This is a genomic window from Saliphagus sp. GCM10025334 (genome assembly GCF_042663485.1).
In the GTDB taxonomy this organism is placed as follows: Archaea; Halobacteriota; Halobacteria; order Halobacteriales; family Natrialbaceae; genus Natronosalvus.
Genome location: NZ_JBHTAF010000001.1, coordinates 910066 through 935737, shown reverse-complemented (window position 1 = coordinate 935737; position 25672 = coordinate 910066). Strand labels below are relative to the sequence as shown.

Here is a 25672-nt window from a genome sequence, read left to right as displayed (position 1 = left end):
CTTCTACGGGCTCACTTTGTCTGCCTCGCCGTCGCCGACGACCAGCACCGGCCTCGAGGACAGGCGAATCAGCGCGTCGACCGTACTCCCGAGCAGGGCGTCGCGAAACGCCGACCGACCCTGTGCGCCGACGACGATCACCGAACAGCCCTGCTCGTCGGCGTAGTCGAGGACCTCTTCGTGAGGCGTCCCTCGTTTCCGGGCGGTCGTGACGGGGACGTCGGACTCGCTCGCCGCCGCCTCGACTCGCTCGAGGGCGTCGTCGGCGCGAGACCGCTGTCGTGCTCTGACTTCTTCTGGGTCGACGATTCCCGAATCGTAGGCCGTTCGGTCCTCGAGCACCGAGATGGCGAACAGTGGGACTGCGAGCGTCTCGGCGAGGAAAACGGCGTGATCCACCGCTCGCTCGGCCGTGTCGCTGCCGTCGGTGGCGACGAGGATCGACTCGTACATACCTGGCCTTGGTGGCCGATCGGAAAGAAGATTCACCCCCTGAATCGAGCCCTGGATTTTTCTCGTATCCGGACGAGGGCCTCGTATGAACGTCAGACAGGTTATTCCCCGGGACGCGATCCCCAGCATCGACGATCCCCGGTTCGGCCCGGACCACCGGGGACCGGCTTCCGACGAAGCAGTGGTTCTCGAGGCCGAGGATGGCCCCGCACGGGCGTACCCGCTCCGGATTATCGACTACCACGAGGTGGTCAACGACGAGGTGTCGGGCGCCCCGGTAGCCGTCACCTGGTGTCCGCTCTGTGCCAGTGCCGTCGTCTACGACGCCGTCGTCGACGGTCGTTGGCTCACGTTCGGCGTGAGCGGAAAGCTCGCCGACGACGACCTCGTCCTCTACGATCGAGAAACGGACTCGGAGTGGAAACAATCCGCGGGCGTCTGCATCGACGGCCCCCTCGAGGGAGCGCGACTGTCGCCGCGGGCGTCCTCGCTGACGACGGTCGACTACTTCTTCGAGCGCTACCCCGACGGTCGAGTCCTCCAGCCCGTCCCCGACGCCGAGAGCGAGGCCGCGAGCGAGAACGACGACCCGGTGCCGGTCGACTACGACGAACGGCCGTACGCAGGATACTTCGCGAGCGGCGAGATCGGTCTCGCTGGTCTTCGCGGCGATGGCGACGGTGACAGTGACGGCGGTCGGACCTGGAACCGAACTGATCTCGAGCCCAAAGCGGTCGTCCTCGGTATCGAGCGCGCCGGCGACGCGCTCGGAATCCCCGTCCCGTGGGTTCGCGAGGCGGGCGGCGTCCTGACGGCGTCGGTCGGCGAGAGCGACGTCGTCGTCGCCGCCGGCGAGGCCGGCGTTCACGCGTTCGAGGCGCCCGATTTCTCCCTCGAGTTCGCGCGAGCGGCGGACGTGGGCGCGGATGCAACCGATGGCCCGCCACTCGTCGGCGACGGCACAACTTGGGACCCGATCACCGGCGAGAGCGAGGACGGGCGCCGCCTCGAGACCGTCCCCGCAAAGCGGTTGTTCGCGTTCGCCTGGTGTGACGACCACGGGCAGGAATCGCTCGTCGATCGGTGAGTCGGCAGCGAGTGTACCCCTGGCGCCGGTGCCGGTGAACGCGCCGCTCGGCGACGAACGCCGCGTTACCTCACGCTCGAGGATCCTGGTCCGGTCCCGGATAGGTGCCGCCCTCGACGGCCTCGTAAAGACTCTCGGCGTCGAACACCGTCGCGAACGCGTCCGGCGTCCGCACGCTCACGGCGATCCGCGGCTGCAAGGTCATCCCGGCTTTTGCCGACCCCAGGCGCTCGTCGAACGAGAGGAGGTGCGCCGCGTTCCCCCGATAGGCCGAGGCGAGTGCCGGATGGTCCTCGGGCGGGTGCTCGACGCGAACGCGCTCGCGCTCGAGTCGGTCGCGGTGGCTTCGCGCGAGGTCAGTGTCGGCCAGCGCGGCCACGAGCGATTCGGTTGCCTCGAGGAGTTCGTCGCTTGCGACCAGATCCATCCAGGAGTGGCGACGCACGTGGTCGAGGGCGTCCCTGGCCGCCCCGCCGACGAGGAGGTCCGCCGCGAGTACGTCCGCGTCGGCGACGATGCGCGCTGGATTCGGCCGGTCAGGCATTTTCGTCCTCCGGGGTCGATTCGGGCGCTGGTTCCGATTCCGATTCCGAGGCCGGGTCCGGCTTCGACCCCGAACTCGATTCGGAATCGTCGGCAGCCGACTCGCGTCGCCTCGCTAGCTCGTTTCGAATCGTCTCGAGGTCGACCGCGAACGACTCCCCCCGGTCGAATAGCGCTTGCCAGCGTTCGGTCATCACTCGAGGTTGGGGGTCGAGCCTCAAAAGTTCTCGAGGGACGGCGCTCGACGGTCGCGGTTGCTCGAGGGGAGCTGAGTTCGAGGTGAACCGAGCCAGGCAGCGATCTCGACAGTTAGTAACCAAATTATATAGGAGGTAGAATTGTAATTCACCTATGTGTAATTTTCCGTGAGAAAAATGCATCGGTCCCCCAACGCGCAACAGAGCGCCTCCGCCGTCGAAGTTATATTTTCGATATCTGATGATTCGTACCCGTTCGTCGCAGCATCGACCATCGACGGCTGTGAAATCGAGTTAGCGAAACTGCTTCCCCGGGACGACGGCCGGTTCGCGGAGTACTTCACCGTTACCGGCACCGAGACGAGTCGAATCTACGACCTCGCTGCTGACCACGCCTCCGTGAGCGTTTCGCTTCTCGAGACGTATGACCGTGGTGGGCTGTTCGAATTTCTGGTTTCCGCCGACTGTCCCGCCGTGACGCTGGCGACGTGCGGCGCGCTCCCCAGGGAGGTTCGCAGCGTCGACGGTGAAGGACGGATCGTCGCCGAAATTCCGTCGCCGTACGATGCCGGCGACGTCATCGAGACGTTTCTCGAGGAGACCGCCGGCGCCTCGCTCGTCTCCAAGCGCGAAACGGGGTCCGTCACGCCCCTCTTTACGGAATCATCGTTCGAGCAAGTTCTGGAGGCCCAGCTCACCGACCGCCAGCACGAGGTGCTCGAGGTCGCGTACCAGGCGGGCTACTACGACTGGCCGCGAACGTGTACCGGCGAGGAGGTAGCCGACCGACTCGACATTACCTCCGCGACGTTCTCCGAGCACATCCACACCGCCGAGCGAAAGTTGCTCACGATGCTTTTCGGCGGCTCGTGAAGGTGAGGCCTGGGGCCGATCCGGAACACGACGGAACGCGTCGTCAATCGCACTCGGAAACCGTGACGGTCGTCCGACCGCAGGTGGAGATGGTCACGTCACACCCGTGAAACTGGAACTCGACGACGCCCGTTCGCAGCGATGTCCCCTGGCTTGTCGGTACGAACAGTTGATCGAGGGCCTCGGGGTCGACGACCTCGTAGAGCGGAGGGATGGATTCCGACGTCGACCCGGTGGCGGCGGCGACCGCCTCGACTACCGCCTCCGAGGGTAATTCGTCGCTCGCCCAGTCGTAGGAGACGGTGTACGTGTCAGTCTCCGGATCGTACCCAATCCTGTCGTCGGGTGAGTGGTCTGAGGACATTGGAGGACAGAAGTGGTGATCGATTACCGGACACGACGAGGGGCGATGTCTTAGTTTCGGCCCCTACATCTCGAGGGCCGCGGTTGGGTTCGAACCGTCCACCGAGTATCCGGTTCTCTTCACTCGTCGACGTCGCCGTCGTCGTCGCCGCCGACATCGACACCGACGTCGGCTGCGGCCGGAAGGGTAAACGAGAAGGTCGCGCCCTCGCCCGGTTCGGAGTCGACCCAAATCTTGCCCCCGTGGCGCTCGAGGACGCGCTGGCAGATCGCCAGGCCGATGCCGGTGCCGGTATCTTCCTTGCGGGAGTGAGCGCGGTTGAAGACGTCGAAGATTCGATCCGCCTCCCGGGGATCGATGCCGATGCCCTCGTCTCGCACCGAGATGATCCAGTCCGATTCGTCGCGCTCGGCCGAGACGTGCACGCGTGGCGGGGCGTCGCCAGCGTAGGTGAGCGCGTTGGCGATCAGGTTCTGAAAGACTTGCCTGAGCTGACTGCCGTCGGCCCGAACCCACGGCAGCGGATCGGCGGTAATCACCGCGTCCGTCTCGACGACTCGTACCTCGAGATTGGCGAGTGCCTCCTCGAGGGCCTCACCGGCGTCGACCGGTTCGAGCGGGGCTCCCTGGGTGTCGATACGCGAGTACTGGAGCAGGCCGTCGATCATCTCGCGCATCCGATCGGCGCCGTCGACGGCGAATTCCAGGAACTCCTCGCCGTCCTCGTCGAGGTCGTCGCCGTACCGGCGCTCGATCAATTGGAGGTAGCTCGAGACCATCCGCAGGGGCTCCTGGAGGTCGTGGCTGGCGGCGTAGGCGAACTGCTCGAGGCGTTCGTTCGAGTCCTCGAGGCGGTCGATCGTTCCCTCGAGTTCCGCCCGGTAGTCGGTGCGCTCGATCGTTTCCGCGAGGATGTTGGCGACGCTCTGGACGAAGTTCACGTCCTCGTCGGTGAACGATCGGTGGTCGGTGTCGTGGACGCCGAGGATGCCCCACGGATCGTCGGCGGAGCCGATGATGGTACTAATTCCGCTCGAGACGTCGTGGTCGGTCAGCAGATCGGGACCCTGGAATCGGGTCTCCGACCCGAGATCGTCGACGACGACGGGTTCCTCCGCGATGAGCGTGTACCCGGCCTGGGAGTTGTCGGTGGCGGAGACCTTCGCCGTGCCGACGATTCCCGCCTGCCAACCGACGCCCTGTCGGAGGCGCAGTTCGTCGGCGACGGGATCGAGGTCCAGGACCTTGCAGTAGTCGGCCTCGAGCGCGTCGGCGACCTGCCGGGTCGCCTCGTGCATGAGGTCGTCGATGTCGTTCGTCTCGATGGCGAACTGTCCCAGGTCGGCGATGACCGCCTGCTGGACGGCGCGGCGTTGCAGTCGATTTCGCGACCGGACGCGTTCGGTGATGTCCGTGAGGTAGACCGACTGGCCGGTCTCGGAGGGGTAGATCGTCACCTGGAGCCAGGCGTCGGCTGGCTCGTAGAACACTTCGCACTCAACCGTGGTCCTGGTCCGCTTCGCCTCGCGGGCCGCGTCGGAACACGCGGTCGCCTCGAGTTCGGGGAGGGCATCCCAGATCGGCGCGCCGAGCAGTTCCGGCCCCGAAACGTCGACCAGGTCGGCGAACGCCTCGTTGGCGTAGATGACGTGCCAGTCGGTGTCGACCGCGAAGAAGGCGTCGTCGATCCGCTCGAACAGGTCGTCGAGTTCGGTTCGCAAGTCGTCGCGCTGTCGCTCGATGCGCTCGGCCTGTACTTTCAGCTGCGTGATGTCCGTCACTGCAGCGACGACGTGGCGGACGGTGCCGTCGTCTCGCGTGACGGGCGCGGCGTTGATCGAGAGCCACCGGGGCTGGCCGTCGGCGTCTTCGATCCAGATTTCCGTGCCCGTCACCGCCTCGCCGGTCTCGAGCACCCGGCTGATCGGCCGGTCCTCGAGCGGGATGTACTCGCCGGTCGCGTCGTACATGTCCCGCTGACCGGCGCTGTAGGCTTCCATCGTCTTCACCGATCGGTCGAAGATCTCTGCCAACCGGTCGTTCGCCCGCATGGTCGTCCCGTCCGGATTCGCGACCATGATCCCGACCGGACTCGTCTCCAGGACCCGGTTTATCAGGTCCCGCTCGTGTTGGAGTTGCTGTTCGTGCTCGCGCCGGTCGGTCATGTCGCGAGTGACTTTGAGGAACCCCCGGTGGGTACCGTCGCCGTCGAAGATCGCCGTGATGGTGACGTTGGCCCAGAACGTCGTGCCGTCGCACCTGACGCGCCATCCCTCGTCCTCGACCGACCCCCGCTTGAGGGCGGTAGCGAGGTTTCGTTCGGGGACGCGCTCGCTCCTGTCGTCGGCCGTGTAGAACCTCGAGAAGTGCTCGCCGACGATCTCCTCGCGGTCGTATCCCTTGATCTTCGAGGCGCCCTCGTTCCAGGAGACGACGTGCCCCTTGGGATCGAGTCGGAAGATGGCGTACTCCTCGACGGCGTCGACCAGCGAGGCAAACTCGGCCTCGCTCTCGAGGAGGGCGCCCTCCGAGCGCTTCTGTTCGGTGATGTCGGAGTAGAGTTCGACCCGACCGCCGGCGTACTGGCCCGTCTCGATCGGTTTGCTCCAGTGCTCGAGCCAGCGGCCGGTCCGCTCCCCGCTTTCGGTAACGCGACACTCGAAGCGTTCGACCGCGTCGTTTTCCTCGTAGCTCGAGAGGACGCGTTCCGCGAACGTCTCGGAGTCGGCGACGCGTTGACTGACGTCGTCGACGACGGTGCGTTTGTCGCGACCGACGAGTTCCGCTCGCGAGAGTTCGAAGTACTCCTCGATCGTTTCGTCGGCCCAGGCGACGGTGAACTCGTCGTCGAGGACGATGACACCAATCTCGGCGTCGTCGAGGACGCTCGTGATCGACCGGTAGGTCTCCCGGGCGGATTCGGCGCGTTCGCGGTGGCGTTCGCGTTCGGAGACGTCACGCGCGACGCCGATCGTTCCGGCGAATTCGCCGTCCTCGATCAGCACCGTCATCCGGACGTCGCAGGGAACCGCGCCGCCGCCCGCTGTCCGGATCGAGAACTCCATCGTCGACACGTCGTCGGTTCCCTCCTCGAGCTGTCTCCTGATCTCTCGTCTCCCTCGAGCCACGTCTTCGTCCTCGAGGAGCATCGAGATGTGCTCGCCGACGAGTTCGTCGCGGGCGAATCCCGTCGTCTCGACGATCGCCTCGTTGACGGCCTCGAAGCGGCCGTCGGCGTCGAGCTGGTAGAGCCCGTCGTCGACCGTGTCGACGAGCGTCCGGTATCGGTCCCTCGCCACGTCGTCGGTCACCCCCTCCCAGAAGGTCGTTCGTGTGCCTATCGACCGGTCGCTCATACGTCGTAATGAGGGCTCGATGGGATAAATTCTCTGGCATGCTCCTCGTGAGGGCGCCCTGTAGCGAACATAGCTCGAGCGCCTCGTGGCGAACGATCCTCGAGCGTCGAGAGCGGGCGCGGCAAACGACCGTTAGGCCTCGAAAGCAGCCTCGAGCACCGCCGTGACCTCGGCTGCGGCGTCATCGTCCACCGGCTCGAGCGGTCGGCGCGGAGGCCCGACCTCGAGGCCGCGGTGGGCGAGGGCCGCCTTGATGCCGGGGACGCCGTAGCGAGCCGTGAGCGTCCGGTTGAGTTCCACGATAGCGGCGTTCAGGTCGCGAGCGGCGGCATCGTCGCCGCTTTGATGGGTCTCGAAAATCTCGCTCGCCAGGTCGGGGACGGCGTTCGCGACCGCCAGCACCCCGCCGTCGGCGCCGGCGTCGAGTGCGTGGGCGTAGACGCTGCCGTGGCCGACGAGCACCGAGAAGTCGGCACCGGCGGTGAACCGGACGAGGCGCTGGATCGACTCGAGGCTGCCGCTCGAGTCCTTGATCCCGGCGATATTCTCGTGGGTCGCGAGCGACTCGACGAGTCGCGGCGACAGCGGGTAGTCGGTGAACTTCGGCACGCTGTAGAGGTAGATGGGTATCGGCGATTCCTCGGCCAGGTCGCGGTAGTAGCGCCCGAGCGCGGCGTCGTCGCTGCCGTAGTACGACGGCGTCACGACGAGGGCAGCGTCGGCACCTGCCGCGGCCGCGTCCTCGGTCGCCTCGAGCGTCGGTTCGTACCCCTCGTGGCCGGTGCCCGCGAGGACGGGTTTCTCGGTCGCGTCGGCGACCGTCTCGACGACCTGTGTCCGTTCGTCGGCCGTCAACAGCGGTGCCTCGCCCGTCGATCCGCAGGGGACGAAGAAGTCGATGCCCGCGCTCGCGAACCAGTCCACGAGGGCCTCGAGGCGGTCGTGATCGACGCGTCCATCGTCGGCGATCGGCGTCACCAGCGGCACGCCAGTTCCGTGCATGGCGGTTCCTGAGTGATGACGGGTAATAGCTGTGGCCGTTCGGACGCCAGTGATTCTGCACGGGCGCCGACGTGGTCGAGCCTCGAGCGCGTCTCCGTGATTTACTATCGAAATTATATCGAATAACTATAGTATCTATCGTATTAGAAGAATCGAGAACGCCTCAAGCGAGCATCAGCAGGTCTAAGCGCCCGCCTCGAGAACGCTCGACCGTGACCGACCCCTCGCCCGACTCCGACCCCGCGCTCGGCAAGATCGACCGGACGGTGTTCGAGCGACAGATCGCCCCCCGGCTCGGTGCCGACCGCGACGACGTCGTGCTCGGGCCCACCCACGGCGTCGATTTCGGCGTGCTCGAGGTCGGCGGCCGTGCCGTCGTGGTGGCGACCGATCCGGTGTCGATTCTTCCGGATCTGGGCCTCGAGCGCGCCGCCAGGTTCGCCCTGGACATCGTGCTCACGGACGTCGCGGTCAGCGGCATCTCGCCGTCGCACCTCTCGATCTCGTTCACCCTGCCCCCGGAGATGACAGACGAGCAGTTCGCGACCATCTGGGAGACGATCCACGAGGAGTGCGTCGACCTCGGAATCGCGATCACGGCGGGCCACACCGCCCGCTACGCCGGCATCTCGTACTCGTGGGTTGGTGGCGCGACGGTGCTCGGCGTCGGCAACCACGAGGCCGTCGTCCGCCCCGATGGCGCCCAACCCGGCGATGTACTCTTGCTCACCACTGGGCCGGCCGTCGAGGCTGTTGCCCTCCTGAGCACCCTCTTCGGCGACCAGATCGACGTCTCCGAATCGACGCTCGAGGACGCCCGAGCCTGCCTCGACGATAGCTTCGCCGTCCGCGATGCGCTAACCGCCGCCGCGTCGGCCCCCGTCCACGCGATGCACGACGTGACCGAGGGTGGCCTCGCGGGCGCGCTCGTAGAGATGGCGGAGGGCTCGGGAACTCGCTTCGAGATCGATCGGTCGGCGGTCCCGGTCCGGCCGGCCGTCCAGGCGGTCTGTGACGCCCTCGAGATGGACCCCTGGCGGGCGACCAGCTGTGGCTCGCTCGTGATCGCGGTCGATCCGGGGGACGTTTCGCCGGTGGTCGCGGCGCTCGAGAGTCGTGGAACGACCGTCGCTGAAATCGGGCACGTCGAGGAAGCCGGCGATGCTCCCGAAGTTCGCGTCGACGACGCCGTGCTCGAGCACCCCGGCGTCGACTCCTCGTGGGAAGCGTTCGAACGCTTCGCCGAGAAGTGAGCCACGCAGACGAGTAACACTCGAAATGGGTTTACAGTCTCTTCGACCAGTGATCGGTTCAACAGAACGCACTGAATAGAACGTTGTTTTCGAGTCAGTTCGAGGTATCTCCGCTCGACCCCTCTACGCCCGCATCCAGTGCGTGCACTGTTGCACGGTCAGCTGAAACGAAGACGGAACCACCGGCGAATCTCGGCTCGCTTATGTCGGAATCGGTAACGAAGTTCCATCTCTCCTCGCCGGTGGTCGCATCCAGTGCGTTTAACCGGTAGGCGTCCTCGTAGTCCGTGTCAGTTCTGCTGGCGACGAAGAGGGTATCTTCGATGACGGTTATCGGTGAGACTAATAGATTACCGGCGAGGAAACTCCACAGTTCCGTGCCCGTCTCCGGCTCGAGTGCGTGAACGACGCCGTCGCCGCCTTGCCCGAGCGCCGTTCCGACATAGAGCGTGCCATCTGCCCTGGTCACTGTGTCGACGGAATTGTCCGCCTCGAATTGCCACTTTTTCTCGCCCGACGCCGCGTCGACGGCGTACAGGTTTGCACACGTCGGATGGTCGTAGCAATCGTCCGTCCCGACATACAGGGTGTCGTCGAAAACCGTCACGAACTCGGGTCTCGGCTTTTCGGTACCGGGATCCGGATTCACCAAGAACCGCCACCGTTCCTCGCCGGTGGTCGTGTCCAGCGCGGAAACGTAGTACTGGAAGTTGTCCGGCTGGTCAGTTTCACTGTCGAACGCTCCGAGGAACAGCGTGTCATCGACCACCGAGAGTTCGGTATACACTCGACTGCCGACGTCGGCGCGCCACTCTTCCTCGCCGCTGGCCACGTCCACGGCAAACACGTTCCCGTCGCCATCAGCGACGTAGAACGTGCCGGAGTCCGTCTTGGCGAAAGAGTCCATTTTGACTTTGAGCTGGGTTTCTATCCCGTACCCAACCTTGAAGTCCCATCGGTGGTCTCCGGTGTCCGCGTCTACTGCGGTGACGCAAAATTGCTTGGGGATGAAGACGGTTTCCTCCGCCACGTGTATCGGTGCGACGGTCTCATCGTAGTCGTCGAACTGCCACTTCTGTTCGCCCGTGTCTGCATCCAGCGCGTACACTGCAGTGTCCTCTACGTCCCGATCGGAGTACACGTGAGTCGTAGCATAGACGGTGCCATCGACCACGATGGGCGCTTCGTGAAACCTCGTGTCGTCAACGCCGAATTGCCACTCTTCGTCGCCCGTCGATGCGGACAGTGCATGGACGGTATCGAGGTTACTCACAAAGAGGGAACCATCCGCTACGGATGACAAATACGGTTTACCAAGGGGATCTGGAGTTTCGTAATCGACGTGCCACAGTTCCTCACCTGCACTCGATTCCGTGCTTCCGTCACTTTGGCCACCGGTAGCTATCCCGGTGCCGATTCCCGAAAGGAGGCACGTACCCGCAGCACCGGCAAGGAACCTGCGGCGAGGAGTTGATTCGAACGCCTGTTCTCCGAGTGACCCACTATCGTGTTCACCCATACGCTCGCAGAAATCATTGTCGATTATTATTAGAAGGTAAATAGACAGTTCTTCTCCTCCAAACAGTCTCATAGGACTCCTGTCAACTCTTGCAAAGACCAAAATCTTCCTTTGGTTTCAAGTATCCTACCAACGAACGGCTTGCTCGAAATCTATCATCCTTCGTTGATCAACCCGAAGCTCGTGCCACATTCGCGCTTTGTATTCAGTACGACTCACCGAGCACTATCTGTACTTGATAGACTTTCCGGCGTTTCACTCGTTGGTGTACGTATTGGTCCGTTCTAGCCTGGATGCAACATCAGCGAGCCCATACGCGATAGGCAGCGTTTGAGTCCCATTTTTCGACGTGATCTGTCTGCGCGCTCGAGCGAGCAACATCCATTTGTACAACCGACGAATACCACACGTATGGACGACCTCGGCAAAGCCGACCGCGAGTTCTTCGAGGAGTACCTCTACCCGAACCTGGGTGCCGAGCGAGAGGACGTGCGACTCGCACCGCAACACGGCGTCGACTTCGGCGTCGTCGACGTCGGCGGGCAAGCGGTGGCGATGGCGACCGATCCCGTCTTCCTCATGCCCTCGCTGGGCTTCGAACGGGCGGCGTGGTTCGCCTTCCACATCCTCTTCAGCGACGTGGCCGTCTCGGGGCTTGAGCCGGCGTACCTGAGCGTCGACTTCAACCTCCCGCCGGAGATCACCGACGAGCAGTTCGCCACCGTCTGGGAGACGTTCGACCGGGAGGCTCGCGACCTGGGCGTCTCGGTCGTCACGGGGCACACTGCTCGCTATGCCGGGTGCAACTACCCGATGGTCGGCGGCGCGACCGTCGTCGCGGTCGGGGATCACGACGAACTGATTCGCCCCGACGGCGCTCGACCGGGCGACCGCGTCCTGGTGACGAAGGGGCCGGCCATCGAGACGACCGGCCTGCTAGCGATTCAGTACGAGTCCTTGCTCGCAGAGCGGATGGATCTCGACGCGCTCGAGGCCGCGAAAGACCGTTACTACGACATGAGCCCCATCCGGGAGGCGATGCTCGCAGCAGAGGTCGGCGGCGACGCCGTCACGGCGATGCACGACGCGACCGAGGGTGGCGTCTACGGCGGGTTGTTCGAGATGGCGCGCTCGGCGGGCGTCGGGATGCGGATCGACCGCGATCGCGTGCCGATCATGCCCGGCGTCCGCGAGACCTGTGAGGCCGTCGAAATCGACCCCTGGATTTCGATCAGCGAGGGGACGCTGCTCGCGACGGTCGCTCCGGATGGCGTCGATGCGGTGCTCGAGGCGCTCGAGGCCGAGGGGATTCCGGCGGCGGTCGTCGGCGAGGTCACGGACGGTGAGGGTGTGGTCGTCGACGGCGAGACGATCGACCACCCCGGGACGGACCCGTTCTGGGGAACTTTCGAGCGATTGGCCGAGGAGGCCTCGAGCGGAGACGAATCGAGAGTAGGAGGCGAGAACGGATCGGGAGAAAGGGATACGAACGGAGGCGACGACCGATGATCGCTCCTTCGCCCGAGACGCCACCCGTTGCCCTCACTATCGCGGGCAGCGACTCCGGTGGCGGCGCCGGCATCCAGGCCGACCTGAAGACGATGGCCGCCCACGGCGTCTTCGGAACGAGCGCGATCACCGCCGTCACCGCCCAGCACACCCGCGGCGTCGAGTCGAGTTACGTCCTCCCGCTCGAGGAAATCGATGCCCAGATTCGGGCCGTCCTTGACGACTTCGACGTTCGTGCGGTCAAAACGGGGATGCTCGCGACCGCCGACGTCGTCGACCTGGTGACCGAGCACGCGGCCGACCTCGAGGCACCGCTCGTCGTGGACCCGGTCATGGTCGCCACCTCGGGCGACCGGTTGCTCGACGCCGACGCGGAGGCCGCCTACCGGGAGTTGTTCGCCCGGGCGACGCTCGTCACGCCCAACGCCGACGAGGCGAGCGTGTTGACGGGAATCGACGTCGACAGCCACGCCGCGGCGCGCGAAGCGGGACGGGCGCTCCTCGAGACCGGCACCGACGCCGTACTGGTGAAGGGTGGTCACGTCCCCGGCGAGACGGTTCGGGACCTCCTCTGTACCGACGACGGAATCGTAGCGATCGACCACCCGCGAATCGACACGGAGGCGACCCACGGCTCCGGCTGTACGCTCTCCGCCGCGATCGCGTCGAACCTGGCTCGAGGCGAGGGCCTCGAGGCGGCCGTCGAGGGGGGGATCGAGTTCGTCGAGGCCGCGCTGACTCGCTACGCCGACGTGGGTCGCGGAGCGGGTGCGGTGAACCCGACCGCGGAACTCGAGTGAGTTTGGGTGTAATACGGAGGTCGACTCGGGAGGAGGGAGGGGGCGACGTCCGACGTTCGACGGACGGTGCCAGCGGTCGAGTCCCGTCGAGAGCGCGGGCCGACTGCTGCTGGCGGGCGCCGTTCGAAATCACCGGCAGCCGCGTCTTTACCCAGTCATTAGATCAGTTTGAACAGTTGCTCAGCATACAACTGTGGGATAGTACGTCGATAGTAATGGGATGATTCGACCCTGAACAGGTATGGGAAAATGGAAACGTCGTTCCTTCCTCGCAACTGGTGCAGCACTGACGACCGGTGTCGGACTCGCCTCGAGCGGGGCGGGAGACGCCGATGTCGGCGACGGTGACGGACCCTCCAATGTCAACGCAGCGCTCGATACGGACCTCCCAGACCCGACACGTCGACCGAACTCTACTATGAACGAAGACTGGGCATCCTACCGCGGTGACGCGGGACAGACCAGGTACGTCGTTGACGGACACGACTTCGACGGCGAGGCACTCGCCCCCGTCTGGACGGCCGACCACGACGGCTCGGTCGCCGTCGCTAACGATACGGTGTACACCTCGACCGCCGACGGCGTCGTCGCGCTGGACGCCGAGGACGGGACACTCGTCTGGGAGAACACGGAAATCCTCGCACACGACCCCGCGGTCGCCGACAAAGTGGTCTGTCTGACCACGGACACGGGCGTCGTGGCGCTCGACCGGTCCGACGGTAGCGTCCGCTGGGAGTCGTCCTTCGATCCGGCGGACTCGGTTACCCGCCATGCGGTAGCCTACGACGCCACGTTCGTCGTCGTCGACGGAACCCTCTACGCCCTCGAGGTCGACGACGGCTCGATTCGGTGGGAACGAGAGTCGGTCACGCTCGAATCGCCCGTTAGCCCGGACGGGACGTTCGAATTCGCCAGGGCTCCCGCCGTGGCGAACGGCGTGGTCTACGCCGCGACCCCCCGGACCGTGCTCGCACTGGAGCCCGAAACCGGGGACGAAGTCTGGCGAAACGAGGAGGTCTACCAGGACGTCGAGAGCCCAATTCACGCGAACGCGAGCGCGGTCGTCGTCGACTGGTGGTCCGACATCGACCAGGGTGTACACGATGCGCAGACGGGTGAGGTGAAAGGCGTCATCACGTCGGAGACGGACCACGAGATAACGCTCGGCGAGGACGTGTACATCACCGGTGACTCCTTCAACCTCTACGGCGGCTCCGTCGAGGAGTGTGAGCGCGAGTGGGAAGTCCCCTGTGCGTACAACCTCGGACAGGCCGTTATCTGCGGCGAGACCATCTACGTCTACTTCGGACAGGCCAGGGGGGACCGGGGCGACTACGACCAGGAACTCGTCGCGCTGTCCAAGGACGACGGAAGCGAAAAGTGGGCGATTTCGACGGACGAGGCGCCAGTGGGATACGTTCGAGCGATCAGCGGCGACACGCTGTACGTCGACCACGACGGGGAACTGGTCGCGTTCAGAGAAGGTGCGCCCGAGGAGGGCTGCTGAAGATCTCGAGAACGCGTCGTATCCCTCCAAACCCGACTCGTCAGCCATTTCATCGATCCTGACCCTCGACTCGTCAACGATTCCCTCGATCCTGACCCTCGACTCGTCAACGATTCCCTCGATCCTGATCTCGATTTCGACCCCGACTTCACACGCTGCCTCGAGCGGACCACCGACCTATATCTGACTGGCGCCCCTGTCTCGAGCCAATGCCGGAGAGTCCGTTCGACGTCGAGATTCGGGTCGGCGAGATCGTCCGCGCGGAATCGTTTCCCGAGGCGCGAAAGTCGCACATGACGAAGTTGTGGATCGACCTCGGTGCTGATGACGACGGGTCTGGTGACGACGGTACGGAGGATGACGGGGCGAACGACGACTCGAGCGACGAGAGCAACCTCGTCCAGTCCGCCGGCCAGCACGACTACCACTACGATCCTGAGGACCTCGTCGGCCGACGGGTCCTCTGTGCCACGAACCTCGGAAGCGTCCGCATAGCCGGCTTCAAATCGGAAGCGCTCACCGTCGGCGTCCCCAGCGACGACGGGTATCCAGTGCTCGTGAATCCCGACACCGAAGTCGACGCCGACGTGCCACTCGGCGGCATCCTGTACTGACGGTTCAGGGCCGTTGCCTCGAGCGTAGTCGAACAGGAATCAGCCTGGCACACCATTATGGAATGGGGTGTGATAGCTCGAGACATGGACGCCGCACGACTCCACGAGTACACGGACGATATGACGAACGCCCTCTCGATCGACGAAGTCGACGAACCGACGGCGGACGGTCCGCACGACGTCGTCGTCGAGGTGTCGGGTGCCGGCTGGTGCCAGACGGACAACCACATCGTCGAGGGTATGTGGACCGACTACGTCGAGCAGACGCTGCCGATGACCCTCGGCCACGAAAACGCCGGAATCGTGTCCGAAGTCGGCGACGAGGTCCAGGTCGTCGAGGAAGGAGACCCGATCATCTGCCACCCCGTCCAGACCTGTGGTATCTGTCGCCCGTGTCGCCTCGGCGAGGACATGTACTGCGAGAACTCGGCCTTCAACGGGCTCACGACCGACGGGGGCTTCGCGGAGTACCTCGAGACCTCCGACCGCGCCGTCATCCCGCTCCCGGAAGGCGTCGACCCTGCTGAAATCGCGCCACACGCCGACGCGGGTATCACGGCCTACCACGCCGCGAAGAAGGCCGCCGACGAACTCGTCCCCGGCGACACTGCGGTCGTCATCGGGATTGGCGGGCTCGGCCACATCGGCGTCCAGTGCCTGCAAGCGATGTCAGCCGCCACCGTCGTCGCCGTGGACGTGAAGGAGGAGGCGCTCGAGTTGGCCCGCGACCTCGGCGTCGACGAGACGATCGACTCGAGCGAGGCGGACGTCGCCGACGTCGTCGCTTCGATCACCGAGGCGGTCGGCGCACGGCAGGTCCTCGACTTCGTCGGCCGCGACGACACGACGGCCCTGGCCCCCGAGATCACGGCCGCCGGCGGAGACCACCACATCGTCGGCTACGGCGGTCACGTCCACGAACCCGCCCAGGCGCTGGTCAACGGCGAGTTCTCCTTCCGGGGCAACCTCGTCGGGACCTACCCCGAACTCCAGGAACTCGTCGCGCTCGTCGACCGCGGCGACGTATCGCTCCACACCGAACACTACGATCTCGAGGAGATCAACACGGTCGCCGAACGCCTCGAGCACGGCGAAATCGAGGGCCGGGCGGTGATTTCGCCGTGATCGCTCGCGCGGTGGCGACTCGACGCGTTCGACGTCGGTGTCGGTGGCCAAGTCGTCCTCCTCGAGCGCGCGGTTGAACGTCGGCCGGAGGATACCCTGCACGACCGGAGGAGGGAAACCCTGATACTGCCGTCGCCTAATCGTCATGCATGGGAACCGAGTGGACCGACCGGATCGTCAGCGAGCGCATGACCGTCGACCGGGAGTTCTCGACGCGAGTCCAGAGCTCGCGCTTTTCGAGCCAGGAGTGGAGCCTGATCATGACCGCGACCGAGTTCGAAATCGAGAATCCCGAAGACCCCGAGACCGCGCGCATGGTCGCCAACACCGACAAGATCAACCAGATCCTGCCGGAACTCGAGAACGTCCGCTCCCAGGTGGGGGCGATGGGCGGCGCGCCCGGCGGCGGTAACGACTCCAGCGGCGGGTTCCTCGACTCCATCAAGGGTGCCCTCGGGATGGGCGGTGGTGGCTCTCACGACGCCGAGCGCGAGGCCGCAGAGGCGCTCACCCAGGAGTACGCCGAGGAACTGCAAGCCCGCCTCGAGGAGAACGGCCGCTGGGAGGGGATCTGTGCGACCGCGGCGGAGTGACGTCGCTCGAGTGACTCGCTTCAGCCCGCGCGTCGCTCCGTCGAATCAATCGCCCGCGTGAAACAGCGTCCGCTCGCTCGATTCGTAGATGTTGATCAGTTCGGTCACGAGTTCGTCGTAGGACTCGTCTTCGATCCGCAGGGCGTCCAGTCGCTCGATCGTTTCCTCGTCGAGTTCGACCTGGGGCATGGTCGAACGTTAGACGCCGACGGCAATAAAGGCACAGTACCTTTAACGTGGCCCGCCAAGGGGCAATCGATGACAGACGACATCGAGACGACCACGTTTTCGATCGAAGCCGTCGACGGCGACGACGACGAAGTCACGCTCCCGACCGGCCTGGTCGACCTCCTCGCGGAGGAGGGTCAGGGCGAGGCCGAGACCGTCGCGGACATCACCCTGCTCTCGTTCGCGAGCCGCGCCCACCACCTCGTCCACCACGGCGAGGATCCAGGCGAGGACCTCGAGGCCCAGGAGGAGCGCGTCATGGAGCTCTTCGAGGAGCGCTTCGGCGTCTCGTTCGCGGAAGCGACGGGCCACCACCACTGAGGCGGCGCTCGAGCTCGGGCGGCCTCGAGCCGATTTTCGCGTTTTCGACGCTACTCTCGAGCCGCGTTGCCACCTCGAGTCCTGCCGCCACCTCGAGCTACGTCGCCGGCGATTCTGCCGACGGCTCGAGTCTCGAGGGACCGAGATTCGGAGACGGTACTCGTATGGCGACGGACGTAAACCGAAGCATTAAATCGGGTTTACGAGTGACTCGAGGTATGGCTACGTCAACTGAAAACGTCGACCTCGTCGGCGGCGACGTCGTGCGTTCGTTCGCTCGAGCTGCCCTGTTAGCGGTGTTGATCGGCGCGAGCGCCTACGTATCGATTCCACTGCCGGTCTCGCCGGTCCCGTTCACGCTCCAGGTGTTGTTCGTCTTCCTCGCAGGACTGGTGCTCGGGCCCGTCTGGGGCGCCGTCTCGATGGTGCTGTACCTCGCCGCCGGTGCGATCGGCGTTCCCGTCTTCGCCGGGGGCGTAGGCGGCGTCGGTCACCTGTTCGGCTACACCGGGGGATACCTCTGGTCGTACCCGATCGCGGCGTTCGTTATCGGCCTCCTCGTCCACCGGGGCTGGCGGGTTCGAGACCCCGCGACGGTGCAGAAGACGACGCTCGCCGCGGCGCTGCTGGTTGGCCTCGGTATCATCTACGGCCTCGGCGTCCCGTGGCTCGCCTGGGTCCAGAGCCTCTCGCTCGCCGAGGCGGCCATCATCGGCATGGCGTACTACGTCCCCCTCGACCTCGTGAAACTCGCCGCCGCGATCGCGATCGTTCGGAGCGAACGGATTCCCGTCGCCTAGTCGATGATCGAATTTCGCGACGTTCGCTACGAGATCGAGGGCGTCACCGTCCTCGAGTCCATCTCGCTCGAGATCGGGAGCGACGAGTTCGTCGTCCTCGCGGGGGCGAACGGGAGCGGGAAGACGACGCTCCTGCGTCACTGCAACGGTCTGCTGACGCCGACGACGGGGACGGTCCTCGTCGACGGCACGCCGGTCACCGACGACCTCGTGGCCGCACGAACGGCCGTGGGGATGGTCTTCCAGCACCCACGGGACCAGTTCGTCGCCGCCACGGTCGGCGCGGACGTCGCGTTCGGACCCGAGAACCTCGGCCTCGAGCGGGCCGAAATCGATCGCCGTGTAGCGGACGCGCTCGAAGCCGTCCGACTCGAGGGTCGCGAGGACGACCGAATCCACACCCTCTCCGGGGGCGAACAGTCCCGCGTCGCCATCGCCGGCGCGCTCGCGATGGAGCCGACCCACCTCGTCCTCGACGAACCGTTCACCGGCCTCGACGACCCTGCCCGAACGGCCGTCCTCGAGCGCCTGACTGCCCTCTCCCGGCAGGGAACCGGAATCGTCCTCGCGACTCACGACCTGCGGGACGTCCTCGAACTGGCCGACCGGGTGATCGTTATGCGAAACGGCGCGATCGCGATCGATAAACCACCGGCCGACGCTCGCGACTCCCTCGAGGGCAAATCGTTTGCCATTCGCGCGCCCGGCAGCGGTTCGCGAGTTAGGGACTGACGATCGATGCTCGGTTACGAACCCGACGACACGCTCGCCCACCGCCTCGATCCGCGGTCGAAACTCGCCGTCCAGATCGGGTTCTCCGTCGCGGCGCTGGCTCACCTCTCGCCGCGACCGCTCGCGGCACTCACCGTCCTCGCGCTGGGGTTCCTGTGGTCTGCGGACGTTTCGCCGCTTCGTGCGCTCGTCGCCTACCGGTTCGCGCTGCCGTTTCTGCTCGCGGCCCCGGTCGTCGCCGCGCTCTCGTTCGGCCCGCCGTGGCTCGAGCCTGGCGACGCGATCGAGCCGATGCTCGCGAGTTACCGCGTCCTGTTGATCGTCCTCGTCAGCGCTGCCTACGTGCGCTCGACGCCAGTTCGCGCCTCTCGGGCGGCTATCCAGCGAACGATTCCGGGGAAATTCGGCCAGGTGCTGGGAATGGGCGTCGCGCTCGTCTTTCGGTTTCTCCCCGTGCTCCGGGCCGATCTGCGGCCGATCCGGGACGCCTCTGCGGCTCGACTGGGGACCGAACGGGGCTTGCTCGAGCGGGTGACCCACCTCGGGGTGACGGCCCTCGAGCGAGCGTTTCTCCGGGCCGACCGACTGGCGATCGCGATGCAGGCGCGGTGTTTCGCCTGGAACCCGACGCTCCCGGAACTCGCGCTCACGCGACTCGACGTGCCAGTGTTCGGGCTTGCCGTCGCGCTAACGGTATCGGCGTTCCTCTAGGCGTCGAGTTCCTCGAGAATGCGTTCCCGCTCGCCGACGAGTGCCGACTCGAGGGCGGACCGGACGGTCTCGACGGACGCACCCGAATTGTCCGCGACGCCACCCACTGATTTCGGATCGAACGGCACCTCGAGCGCGTCGTAGACGGCCGCGAGGACGTCTCGGATTTCGTCGGTCGCCTCGACGAGCAGGATGCCCGAGATGAGGGCGGCGTCGCTCGTCACTCGCTGGGCGATGCCGACGACCTTGCGACACGCCCCGCCCGCCTCGAGCGAGAGGGAGTGGGCCCCCGGACAGAAGGAGTCGTCGGGCTCGCCGCGAACCGGTTCGACGCCGAGGGCTGCGAGGGCCGATTCGACGTCGGCCGTGAGCCGTTCGTAACGCTCGTCGGTCCCTCGCCGAAAGTCCGCGACGGGTTCGGTGCGGGCGAACGCCATCACCTGGACGCCGTCGTAGGCGACCGCCCGACCACCGACGTTGCGCTCGACCGGTGGGAACCCGCGTTCGTCGGCGGCCTCGCGGGCTCGTTCGTACCCCTCGCGTCGGGCGTCGCGGCGGCCGAACGCGACCTGTCGGTGGGGCGTCCAGACGCGAACCGCCCGCTGGCCATCGGCGGCGACCTCGAGGAGGCGTTCGCTCGCCGCCCGATCGGCGTCGATCGTCGGCTTCCGGCCTCGGAGGACGCGAACCGGCGGAGTCGCTGGCATACCCGGAGCGTGGAGCCGAACTATCTAAATCCTCGCGACTCCGACTCGCAGGCGATGGACGCGCCGAAACCGGTCACGCTCGGACCCTCGGTGCTCGAGGGCTACGCTCGCTTCTCGCTGTACAACTCGCCGTACCCCGCCCACGACCAGGGCTGTGCGATCGACCTCTATCCCGGGACGCTCCGGGACGGCCGGACGACCGCGGCGCCGAGCCCCGTCTCGGGGACCGTCCTCGAGACGCGAACCGTCCGAGCGCCTTCGAAACCGTACGCGCCCGATCATGACCACCTGATCCTCCTCGAGTGCGACGAGCCGTTCGCTGGATTGATCGCCAGAATCCTCCACGTCGATCCGTCCGTCGAGGCGGGCGAGACGGTCGAGGCCGGAGACTCGCTGGGTCGGCTCGTCCGGGCCGGCTTCTTCGCCCCCTGGGTTGACAACCACCTCCACGTCGGCTTTCGTCGACCCGACCAGAACCGCTATCGGGCGTCGGGGTCGATCCCGCTGGCGCTCGGCCTGGAGGTTCGGCCGCTCGCGTGGGACGGCGCCGGTACGGTGGTCGACGTCGGCGAGACGTACGCGGTGCTCGACGCCCCGGCGCACCCGTCTCCTGGAGCGGAGTTCGTCGGAATCGCGGCGGACAACGGGGGCGTCCTCGACGGCGGGATGCCCCACTACGAGGGCGGAGGCGTCCTCGGATCCGCTGCCAAGTCCGAAGTTCGACTCGGTGGAACCCGACTCGGCACACTCGAGGACGGCGGTCGAACCGTCGAATGGGGCCCACTCACGGTAACCGTCGACGGCACGCCGATCACCGGGCTCTCGTTCTTCTGTGCCCGCGACGCCGACTTCGGCGCGAAGCTCATCTGCCCGGATCACGACTTCGCCCTGGGATCCCGGGTCGCAGTCGAGATCCGAAATGGTGGTTTCGGCGCCAACAGAAAGGGTTAGGTCCTTCGAGATACTCGTGGCCGGTAATGGCTGCACTGAATACGGATGTCGTCCTCGAGGTGGCGACGCTACTGCTTTACTCACTGATCGCGGCCGCCCTGACGGTGGCCGGGGCCGCCGCGGAGTTGCTGAGCGTCCAGAACTTCGGCGCCGGTGAACTGTCCGTGGCCGTCTGGGCGGGAGTGCTCGGTTTCGTCCTGCTGTACGCTGGCCTCTACGGCATCGGCTACCAGAAGTTGCTGACTCGAGTGATCTGAGGCGCCTGTCAGTTCTTCGGGTGATCGTCGTCTAATCAGCGGCGGCGTTGTTGGCGGAGTCGAGCCATCCTCGAGCCACCGTCGAGCCGCCGTCGACTCATCGCTGATGAACGATCGCGGTCCGGAAATTCCACCGATTAGACAACGCCGCTACCGGCGAAGAATTAGCTTCAACACGTCCTCGTCCTCGAGCACGTGCTGATCGCCCACCTGCTGTTTGTCGTGGGTCGCACTGGGTCCGGACACCCGTGCGAACCGGAATCGCTCCTCGAACTCGCCGCCGAGCTTGTCGACGGCATCCTCGATGGTCGACCCCGCCGGAATGACGAGCGGTTCCTCGTAGTCGACCCCTCGTCCCGGCTTGTCCATGTAGACACGGATCAGATCTAGGTTGTCCCACATTCGGTCCTTGAGCGCCTCGAGGCCCCTCTCTTCCTCGGCGCTGATGAACGTGACTTCCTCAGGGTCGAGGCCGCGCTCGCGGAGTTGCTCGTCGACGGTTTCCTTGTACTCCGGGGTGATCAGGTCGACCTTGTTGACGCAGGTGATCGACGGGATGTACTCCCGGTTCTCCATCAGGCCGTCGATCAGGCGGTCGATGTCGACCTTCTCGCCGAGGTTGAGGTCGGCGTTGACGTAGCCCTGGTCGCGCAGGACCTCCTTGATTGTGGCCTCGTCTAAGTCCTGGTCGGCACTCGAGGTGATCTTGATCCCGTCTTTGATCTTCGGCCGGACGGTCACCCGGGGCGGTTCCTTGTCGACCCGGATGTTGATGTCGTACAACTCCTCCTGCAGGCGGTCGTACTGCTCGATCTCGAATACCGAGAGGACGAAGAGGATGAGGTCAGCGTTCCGGACGACCGAGAGCACCTGCTTGCCGTCGCCCTTCCCGGTCGCCGCCCCTTCGATCAGCCCGGGTACGTCGAGGAGCTGGATGTTCGCGCCGCGGTGTTTGCACATCCCGGGATTGACGTCGAGCGTCGTGAACTCGTACTCGCCGGTCTCGCTCTCGGCGTTCGTCAGGGAGTTGAGCAGCGAGGACTTGCCGACGCTCGGAAATCCGACGAGACCGACCGTCGCGTCGCCGGTCTTCTCGACGGAGTAGCCCGTCCCGCCGCCCGCCGAGGACTGGTTCTGGAGCTTCTCTTTCTTCTCGGCGAGCTTCGATTTCAGCCGACCGATGTGTGCCTCGGTCGACTTGTTGTAGGGCGTGTTGGCGATTTCCTCCTCGATTGCCTGGATGTCCTCCTCGAGCCCCATTCTACCTAGTTTCACCCGGGCGTCGCGAAAAACCCTTTCGACCTCGGCGCGTGGCGATTTGCGTTCCCAACGGCAGGCGGTGAGTGGTCGTCTCGGGTCCGCCGATTGCGGATCGATCTGAAGGTAACTTCGACACACATAAACGACCGGCAACGCATCGTTTAGCCGAACGAATGCCAGATCCGTCGAGTCTGCGCGACAGCACACAAATCGTCCTCCCGCAGGAGTCCCTCGCGGGCCTCGAGGCGCAACTCGACGAGGAGTTCACGATCACCATTTTCCCCGAAGGCGATCGGTACTGCCGGATCATCGGCAGTCCGGTCGAGATCAAGGAAGCGAGTCAGTTTCTGGTGCGCCAGGGCGTTAGCTTGCCATAGTCTTGTCTACTCGTCCCCTGGATCAGCGACCGCGCCTGGACACGTGTTGCTCCTGTTATGAACGCCAACGGGTGCTGAAATCGGCTCGCTACCGCATCCCTTGTTCAATTGTGAGACGCGCCATCGATATCGGTAACCAGTACCAACTCGAAAGTACACGCTGAATAACAATACAAAATACTCAACTACTCGTGGTTGTCATGAAGGCGAGACAACCACCAACGTCGAGACGAAGACCACACAACCCTGTACCAGGACGGGCGCCGATTGTATACGCTCGTGACCTCGAACCGGCTGCTCGACCTCAAGTGCCGAGGTGAATCGCATGAAGTACCTCTTTTTCACGAATACGCCAGCACACGTCCATCTCTACAGGCACACGGTCGAACGACTCGAAGCGCACGGCCACGACGTACTCGTCCTCGGTCGTGAGTACGCGTGCACCGAACCGCTTCTCGAGTATTACGACCTCCCGTACCAAATGTACGGACGATGCGGCACGACCAAGGGATCGCTGTTTCGCGAGCTCCCACGGCAGTATCGCACCATCTTCGAACTCGCTCGAGCGTACGATCCCGACTGGATCTTCGGAATCGGTTCCTACGCAGCCCACGCGGGGGCGATGACCCGAACGCCGGTGACGGTCGTGCTCGACACCGAACCGACCTCGATCGACCACTGGCTTTCGCGACCGTTCGTCTCGACGTTCCTGACTCCGGAGGCGTTCCGGAAGGACCTCGGGTCGAACCACTACCGATTTCGCGGCTTCAAGGAATCGGCGTACCTTCACCCCGACGTCTTCGAGGCCGACCCGGAGGTCCGGGACGAACTCGGCGTCGGCCGGGACGAGCCCTACGTCATCGTGCGGCTGAACGCATTCGGTTCGCACCACGACATCGGCAAGCAGGGGTTCACTGGCGACGCTCGCCGGCGGTTGCTCTCCAGGCTCGCCGAGGACGCGACGGTGTTCGTCTCGGACGAGGGGGGAGATGCCGACCTCGAGGGGCTCGACGTCCGACCGTTCTCGCTCCATCCGGCGCGGATTCACGACGCCCTGGCCGAGGCGGAGCTACTGGTCGCGGACACGCAGACGATGGTGACGGAGGCCGCGCTACTCGGAACCCCGGCGATCCGATCGAACTCGTTCGTCGGCGACGACGACATGGGGAACTTTCTCGAACTCGAGTCGAACGGACTCATCTACAACTGTGCAGCCCTCGAGGAGGTACTCCAGCGAGCGACGGCGTTGCTCGCGGACGACTCCGTGGCGACGAAGTGGGAGACTCGCCGCGACGAGTACGTCGCGGACATGACCAATCTCACCGACCTGTTGACCGACCTCGCGCTCTCGAAGGCAGGTTACGAGTCTCCCGAGTCCGCCGTCGAGGAGGTGACGGAGGTGGTGGCCTGATGCACGTCTGCACGGTCGTCGGTGCTCGACCGCAGTTCGTCAAAGCTGCCGTCGTCTCGCCTGCGGTCCGGGAACGGGGTGAGGAGACGTTGATCCACACGGGACAACACTACGACGAGGAGCTCTCCGACGTCTTCTTCGACGAACTCGAGATCCCGACGCCGGATTACAATCTCGGTGTGGGTTCCGGAACCCACGGCGCACAGACTGCCGAGATGATCACCGGCATCGAGCGGATTCTCGAGCGTGTCTCGCCAGACGTCCTCCTGTTGTACGGCGACACGAATTCGACGCTCGCCGGCGCCATCGTCGGATCGAAGGCCGACGTCACGGTCGCCCACGTCGAAGGCGGGTTGCGCAGTTACAACCGGGAGATGCCCGAGGAGGTCAACCGGGTCGTCACCGATCACACGACCGACCTCACGTTCGCGCCGAGCGAGCGAGCCGAGGACAACCTCGCAGCCGAAGGGGTGACCGGCGGCGTCCACGTCACCGGCGACGTGATGTACGACGTTCTCCTCCAGGCGATCGACCGCGCACGGGAGCGCTCGACTGCGCTCGAGACGCTCGACCTCGAGCCCGGTTCGTTCGTCCTCGCGACGGTTCACCGGGCGAGCAACACCGACGACCGAGACGTGCTCGAGTCGATCGTCGACGGCCTCGCGAGCGCCCCGTACCCGGTCGTGTTCCCTGCGCACCCGAGAACGGTGTCGCGGCTCGAGTCGTTCGGCCTCTGGGAACGTACGACCGACGAACTCGAGGTCATCGATCCCGTCGGCTACCTCGACTTCATCCGACTCGTCGAGGCCGCCGAGCGAGTCGCGACCGATTCGGGAGGCGTCCAGAAGGAAGCGTTCTTCCTCGAGACGCCGTGTGTCACCCTCCGGCGGGAGACAGAGTGGGTGGAGACGGTAGCTTGCGGTTGGAACGAACTCGTTGGTCCCAGCCGTCCTCGAATCGAGCGCGCGCTCGAGCGGGATCGCTCTCACGACTCGAGGCCGGAACCGTACGGTGACGGCAACGCGGCCGAGCGAATCGCGGACCTGCTCGAGACCGCCGTCCACGGTACCGGAGACGAACCTACTCTCGTCGGTGACCGACGGCCGGCCGGACGGACCTGAG

At 65.3% G+C, this 25672-nt stretch carries 27 protein-coding genes and 1 pseudogene; 18 read left to right on the top strand and 10 right to left on the bottom strand.

All coding sequences use genetic code 11. The annotated features are described in order from the left end of the window. Window positions 1–3: 3 nt before the first annotated feature. Window positions 4–453 (bottom strand): universal stress protein, encoded by a 450-nt coding sequence (locus ACFQO4_RS04355; RefSeq protein ID WP_500259749.1) that lies wholly within the window; start codon window positions 451–453, stop codon window positions 4–6. Window positions 454–538: 85 nt separating this feature from the next. Between ACFQO4_RS04355 and ACFQO4_RS04350 the strand changes: the two genes are divergently transcribed. Next, window positions 539–1540 carry a DUF3179 domain-containing (seleno)protein gene (locus ACFQO4_RS04350; protein WP_500259748.1) on the top strand — a complete coding sequence of 334 codons (1002 nt, stop codon included), beginning with the start codon at window positions 539–541 and terminating at the stop codon, window positions 1538–1540. Window positions 1541–1610: 70 nt separating this feature from the next. Here ACFQO4_RS04350 and ACFQO4_RS04345 read toward each other — a convergent pair whose 3' ends face one another. Together ACFQO4_RS04345 and ACFQO4_RS04340 are read right to left on the bottom strand one after the other, a co-directional pair. Next, window positions 1611–2084 (bottom strand): DUF7384 family protein, encoded by a 474-nt coding sequence (locus ACFQO4_RS04345; protein ID WP_500259747.1) that lies wholly within the window; start codon window positions 2082–2084, stop codon window positions 1611–1613. After that, the gene (locus ACFQO4_RS04340) at window positions 2077–2277 is read right to left on the bottom strand and encodes a hypothetical protein (protein ID WP_500259746.1); all 201 of its coding nucleotides are present in this window, start codon (window positions 2275–2277) and stop codon (window positions 2077–2079) included. Before ACFQO4_RS04340 ends, ACFQO4_RS04345 begins: the two co-directional genes overlap by 8 nt. 180 nt (window positions 2278–2457) lie before the next feature. On the opposite strand from ACFQO4_RS04340, the gene ACFQO4_RS04335 reads away from it, so the two are divergent. Then, on the top strand, window positions 2458–3153 hold the full coding sequence (locus ACFQO4_RS04335; RefSeq protein WP_500259745.1) for a helix-turn-helix domain-containing protein: 696 nt from the start codon (window positions 2458–2460) through the stop codon (window positions 3151–3153). A 43-nt stretch (window positions 3154–3196) separates the two neighbouring features. Here ACFQO4_RS04335 and ddfA read toward each other — a convergent pair whose 3' ends face one another. The 3 genes from ddfA to ACFQO4_RS04320 form a co-directional block, all read right to left on the bottom strand. Next, entirely contained in the window at window positions 3197–3517 is a 321-nt protein-coding gene (gene ddfA, locus ACFQO4_RS04330; protein WP_500259744.1) for a DdfA family disk-determining factor, read from the bottom strand. A 119-nt stretch (window positions 3518–3636) separates the two neighbouring features. After that, window positions 3637–6873 carry a PAS domain S-box protein gene (locus tag ACFQO4_RS04325; RefSeq protein WP_500259743.1) on the bottom strand — a complete coding sequence of 1079 codons (3237 nt, stop codon included), beginning with the start codon at window positions 6871–6873 and terminating at the stop codon, window positions 3637–3639. 132 nt (window positions 6874–7005) lie between these two features. Then, complete coding sequence (locus ACFQO4_RS04320) at window positions 7006–7875, bottom strand: dihydrodipicolinate synthase family protein (RefSeq protein ID WP_500259742.1); 870 nt, start codon at window positions 7873–7875, stop codon at window positions 7006–7008. A 212-nt stretch (window positions 7876–8087) separates the two neighbouring features. Here ACFQO4_RS04320 and ACFQO4_RS04315 point away from each other — a divergent pair, with 212 nt between their 5' ends. Further along, entirely contained in the window at window positions 8088–9128 is a 1041-nt protein-coding gene (locus tag ACFQO4_RS04315) for an AIR synthase family protein (protein WP_500259741.1), read from the top strand. Between the two features lie 94 nt (window positions 9129–9222). On the opposite strand, the gene ACFQO4_RS04310 is transcribed toward ACFQO4_RS04315, so the two are convergent. Continuing rightward, window positions 9223–10719, bottom strand: coding sequence for an outer membrane protein assembly factor BamB family protein (locus tag ACFQO4_RS04310; protein WP_500259740.1), 1497 nt, complete (start codon window positions 10717–10719; stop codon window positions 9223–9225). Window positions 10720–11058: 339 nt separating this feature from the next. Between ACFQO4_RS04310 and ACFQO4_RS04305 the strand changes: the two genes are divergently transcribed. The 6 genes and pseudogenes from ACFQO4_RS04305 to ACFQO4_RS04280 all read left to right on the top strand — a co-directional run bounded on the left by ACFQO4_RS04305 (window position 11059) and on the right by ACFQO4_RS04280 (window position 16795). Beyond that, window positions 11059–12156 (top strand): AIR synthase family protein, encoded by a 1098-nt coding sequence (locus tag ACFQO4_RS04305; protein WP_500259739.1) that lies wholly within the window; start codon window positions 11059–11061, stop codon window positions 12154–12156. Then, window positions 12153–12950 (top strand): annotated as a pseudogene (gene thiD, locus ACFQO4_RS04300) (bifunctional hydroxymethylpyrimidine kinase/phosphomethylpyrimidine kinase); the annotation flags it as partial. The gene ACFQO4_RS04305 and the pseudogene thiD, both read left to right, overlap by 4 nt. Before the next feature lie 247 nt (window positions 12951–13197). Further along, entirely contained in the window at window positions 13198–14463 is a 1266-nt protein-coding gene (locus ACFQO4_RS04295; RefSeq protein WP_500259738.1) for an outer membrane protein assembly factor BamB family protein, read from the top strand. A 209-nt stretch (window positions 14464–14672) separates the two neighbouring features. Further along, window positions 14673–15077, top strand: coding sequence for a tRNA-binding protein (locus tag ACFQO4_RS04290; protein ID WP_500259737.1), 405 nt, complete (start codon window positions 14673–14675; stop codon window positions 15075–15077). Between the two features lie 84 nt (window positions 15078–15161). Further along, window positions 15162–16202: an NAD(P)-dependent alcohol dehydrogenase gene (locus ACFQO4_RS04285; protein WP_500259736.1), complete on the top strand. Its 1041-nt coding sequence runs from the start codon at window positions 15162–15164 to the stop codon at window positions 16200–16202. 149 nt (window positions 16203–16351) lie between these two features. After that, window positions 16352–16795 (top strand): DUF5799 family protein, encoded by a 444-nt coding sequence (locus ACFQO4_RS04280; protein WP_500259735.1) that lies wholly within the window; start codon window positions 16352–16354, stop codon window positions 16793–16795. 45 nt (window positions 16796–16840) lie between these two features. Here ACFQO4_RS04280 and ACFQO4_RS04275 read toward each other — a convergent pair whose 3' ends face one another. Next, entirely contained in the window at window positions 16841–16984 is a 144-nt protein-coding gene (locus ACFQO4_RS04275) for a DUF7557 family protein (protein WP_312912111.1), read from the bottom strand. 69 nt (window positions 16985–17053) lie between these two features. Between ACFQO4_RS04275 and ACFQO4_RS04270 the strand changes: the two genes are divergently transcribed. From ACFQO4_RS04270 to ACFQO4_RS04255, 4 genes are all read left to right on the top strand, one after another. Beyond that, the gene (locus ACFQO4_RS04270; RefSeq protein ID WP_500259734.1) at window positions 17054–17344 is read left to right on the top strand and encodes a DUF7545 family protein; all 291 of its coding nucleotides are present in this window, start codon (window positions 17054–17056) and stop codon (window positions 17342–17344) included. 218 nt (window positions 17345–17562) lie between these two features. After that, window positions 17563–18144: a biotin transporter BioY gene (locus ACFQO4_RS04265; protein ID WP_500259733.1), complete on the top strand. Its 582-nt coding sequence runs from the start codon at window positions 17563–17565 to the stop codon at window positions 18142–18144. Between the two features lie 3 nt (window positions 18145–18147). After that, window positions 18148–18876, top strand: coding sequence for an energy-coupling factor ABC transporter ATP-binding protein (locus tag ACFQO4_RS04260; RefSeq protein WP_500259732.1), 729 nt, complete (start codon window positions 18148–18150; stop codon window positions 18874–18876). 6 nt (window positions 18877–18882) lie between these two features. Then, window positions 18883–19587: an energy-coupling factor transporter transmembrane component T family protein gene (locus tag ACFQO4_RS04255; protein WP_500259731.1), complete on the top strand. Its 705-nt coding sequence runs from the start codon at window positions 18883–18885 to the stop codon at window positions 19585–19587. Here ACFQO4_RS04255 and ACFQO4_RS04250 read toward each other — a convergent pair. Next, a complete protein-coding gene (locus ACFQO4_RS04250; RefSeq protein ID WP_500259730.1) occupies window positions 19584–20294 on the bottom strand; it encodes a lipoate--protein ligase family protein in 711 nt (236 codons plus the stop codon). The two genes, ACFQO4_RS04255 and ACFQO4_RS04250, sit on opposite strands and share 4 nt — an antisense overlap. Window positions 20295–20348: 54 nt before the next feature. Between ACFQO4_RS04250 and ACFQO4_RS04245 the strand changes: the two genes are divergently transcribed. Both ACFQO4_RS04245 and ACFQO4_RS04240 read left to right on the top strand, forming a co-directional pair. After that, window positions 20349–21245 (top strand): DUF8155 domain-containing protein, encoded by an 897-nt coding sequence (locus ACFQO4_RS04245; RefSeq protein WP_500259729.1) that lies wholly within the window; start codon window positions 20349–20351, stop codon window positions 21243–21245. 26 nt (window positions 21246–21271) lie between these two features. Next, window positions 21272–21502 (top strand): DUF8151 family protein, encoded by a 231-nt coding sequence (locus ACFQO4_RS04240; protein WP_500259728.1) that lies wholly within the window; start codon window positions 21272–21274, stop codon window positions 21500–21502. A gap of 150 nt (window positions 21503–21652) precedes the next feature. Here the strand turns inward: ACFQO4_RS04240 and ACFQO4_RS04235 are convergent, their stop codons facing one another. Beyond that, complete coding sequence (locus ACFQO4_RS04235) at window positions 21653–22762, bottom strand: OBG GTPase family GTP-binding protein (protein ID WP_500259727.1); 1110 nt, start codon at window positions 22760–22762, stop codon at window positions 21653–21655. 173 nt (window positions 22763–22935) lie between these two features. Between ACFQO4_RS04235 and ACFQO4_RS04230 the strand changes: the two genes are divergently transcribed. The 3 genes from ACFQO4_RS04230 to wecB all read left to right on the top strand — a co-directional run bounded on the left by ACFQO4_RS04230 (window position 22936) and on the right by wecB (window position 25671). Beyond that, window positions 22936–23139: a VNG_1110C family protein gene (locus tag ACFQO4_RS04230; protein WP_500259726.1), complete on the top strand. Its 204-nt coding sequence runs from the start codon at window positions 22936–22938 to the stop codon at window positions 23137–23139. A gap of 325 nt (window positions 23140–23464) precedes the next feature. Then, complete coding sequence (locus tag ACFQO4_RS04225; RefSeq protein ID WP_500259725.1) at window positions 23465–24550, top strand: DUF354 domain-containing protein; 1086 nt, start codon at window positions 23465–23467, stop codon at window positions 24548–24550. Beyond that, the gene (gene wecB, locus ACFQO4_RS04220; protein WP_500259724.1) at window positions 24550–25671 is read left to right on the top strand and encodes a non-hydrolyzing UDP-N-acetylglucosamine 2-epimerase; all 1122 of its coding nucleotides are present in this window, start codon (window positions 24550–24552) and stop codon (window positions 25669–25671) included. Before ACFQO4_RS04225 ends, wecB begins: the two co-directional genes overlap by 1 nt. Window position 25672: the final 1 nt, after the last annotated feature.

What these genes read in the sequence shown, in the direction of transcription:
- ACFQO4_RS04355 (WP_500259749.1), bottom strand. Translation starts at nt 453, where the DNA reads ATGTACGAGTCGATCCTCGTCGCCACCGACGGCAGCGACACGGCCGAG.
- ACFQO4_RS04350 (WP_500259748.1), top strand. Translation starts at nt 539, where the DNA reads ATGAACGTCAGACAGGTTATTCCCCGGGACGCGATCCCCAGCATCGAC.
- ACFQO4_RS04345 (WP_500259747.1), bottom strand. Translation starts at nt 2,084, where the DNA reads ATGCCTGACCGGCCGAATCCAGCGCGCATCGTCGCCGACGCGGACGTA.
- ACFQO4_RS04340 (WP_500259746.1), bottom strand. Translation starts at nt 2,277, where the DNA reads ATGACCGAACGCTGGCAAGCGCTATTCGACCGGGGGGAGTCGTTCGCG.
- ACFQO4_RS04335 (WP_500259745.1), top strand. Translation starts at nt 2,458, where the DNA reads ATGCATCGGTCCCCCAACGCGCAACAGAGCGCCTCCGCCGTCGAAGTT.
- ddfA (WP_500259744.1), bottom strand. Translation starts at nt 3,517, where the DNA reads ATGTCCTCAGACCACTCACCCGACGACAGGATTGGGTACGATCCGGAG.
- ACFQO4_RS04325 (WP_500259743.1), bottom strand. Translation starts at nt 6,873, where the DNA reads ATGAGCGACCGGTCGATAGGCACACGAACGACCTTCTGGGAGGGGGTG.
- ACFQO4_RS04320 (WP_500259742.1), bottom strand. Translation starts at nt 7,875, where the DNA reads ATGCACGGAACTGGCGTGCCGCTGGTGACGCCGATCGCCGACGATGGA.
- ACFQO4_RS04310 (WP_500259740.1), bottom strand. Translation starts at nt 10,719, where the DNA reads ATGAGACTGTTTGGAGGAGAAGAACTGTCTATTTACCTTCTAATAATA.
- ACFQO4_RS04305 (WP_500259739.1), top strand. Translation starts at nt 11,059, where the DNA reads ATGGACGACCTCGGCAAAGCCGACCGCGAGTTCTTCGAGGAGTACCTC.
- ACFQO4_RS04295 (WP_500259738.1), top strand. Translation starts at nt 13,198, where the DNA reads ATGGGAAAATGGAAACGTCGTTCCTTCCTCGCAACTGGTGCAGCACTG.
- ACFQO4_RS04290 (WP_500259737.1), top strand. Translation starts at nt 14,673, where the DNA reads ATGCCGGAGAGTCCGTTCGACGTCGAGATTCGGGTCGGCGAGATCGTC.
- ACFQO4_RS04285 (WP_500259736.1), top strand. Translation starts at nt 15,162, where the DNA reads ATGGACGCCGCACGACTCCACGAGTACACGGACGATATGACGAACGCC.
- ACFQO4_RS04280 (WP_500259735.1), top strand. Translation starts at nt 16,352, where the DNA reads ATGGGAACCGAGTGGACCGACCGGATCGTCAGCGAGCGCATGACCGTC.
- ACFQO4_RS04275 (WP_312912111.1), bottom strand. Translation starts at nt 16,984, where the DNA reads ATGCCCCAGGTCGAACTCGACGAGGAAACGATCGAGCGACTGGACGCC.
- ACFQO4_RS04270 (WP_500259734.1), top strand. Translation starts at nt 17,054, where the DNA reads ATGACAGACGACATCGAGACGACCACGTTTTCGATCGAAGCCGTCGAC.
- ACFQO4_RS04265 (WP_500259733.1), top strand. Translation starts at nt 17,563, where the DNA reads ATGGCTACGTCAACTGAAAACGTCGACCTCGTCGGCGGCGACGTCGTG.
- ACFQO4_RS04260 (WP_500259732.1), top strand. Translation starts at nt 18,148, where the DNA reads ATGATCGAATTTCGCGACGTTCGCTACGAGATCGAGGGCGTCACCGTC.
- ACFQO4_RS04255 (WP_500259731.1), top strand. Translation starts at nt 18,883, where the DNA reads ATGCTCGGTTACGAACCCGACGACACGCTCGCCCACCGCCTCGATCCG.
- ACFQO4_RS04250 (WP_500259730.1), bottom strand. Translation starts at nt 20,294, where the DNA reads ATGCCAGCGACTCCGCCGGTTCGCGTCCTCCGAGGCCGGAAGCCGACG.
- ACFQO4_RS04245 (WP_500259729.1), top strand. Translation starts at nt 20,349, where the DNA reads ATGGACGCGCCGAAACCGGTCACGCTCGGACCCTCGGTGCTCGAGGGC.
- ACFQO4_RS04240 (WP_500259728.1), top strand. Translation starts at nt 21,272, where the DNA reads ATGGCTGCACTGAATACGGATGTCGTCCTCGAGGTGGCGACGCTACTG.
- ACFQO4_RS04235 (WP_500259727.1), bottom strand. Translation starts at nt 22,762, where the DNA reads ATGGGGCTCGAGGAGGACATCCAGGCAATCGAGGAGGAAATCGCCAAC.
- ACFQO4_RS04230 (WP_500259726.1), top strand. Translation starts at nt 22,936, where the DNA reads ATGCCAGATCCGTCGAGTCTGCGCGACAGCACACAAATCGTCCTCCCG.
- ACFQO4_RS04225 (WP_500259725.1), top strand. Translation starts at nt 23,465, where the DNA reads ATGAAGTACCTCTTTTTCACGAATACGCCAGCACACGTCCATCTCTAC.
- wecB (WP_500259724.1), top strand. Translation starts at nt 24,550, where the DNA reads ATGCACGTCTGCACGGTCGTCGGTGCTCGACCGCAGTTCGTCAAAGCT.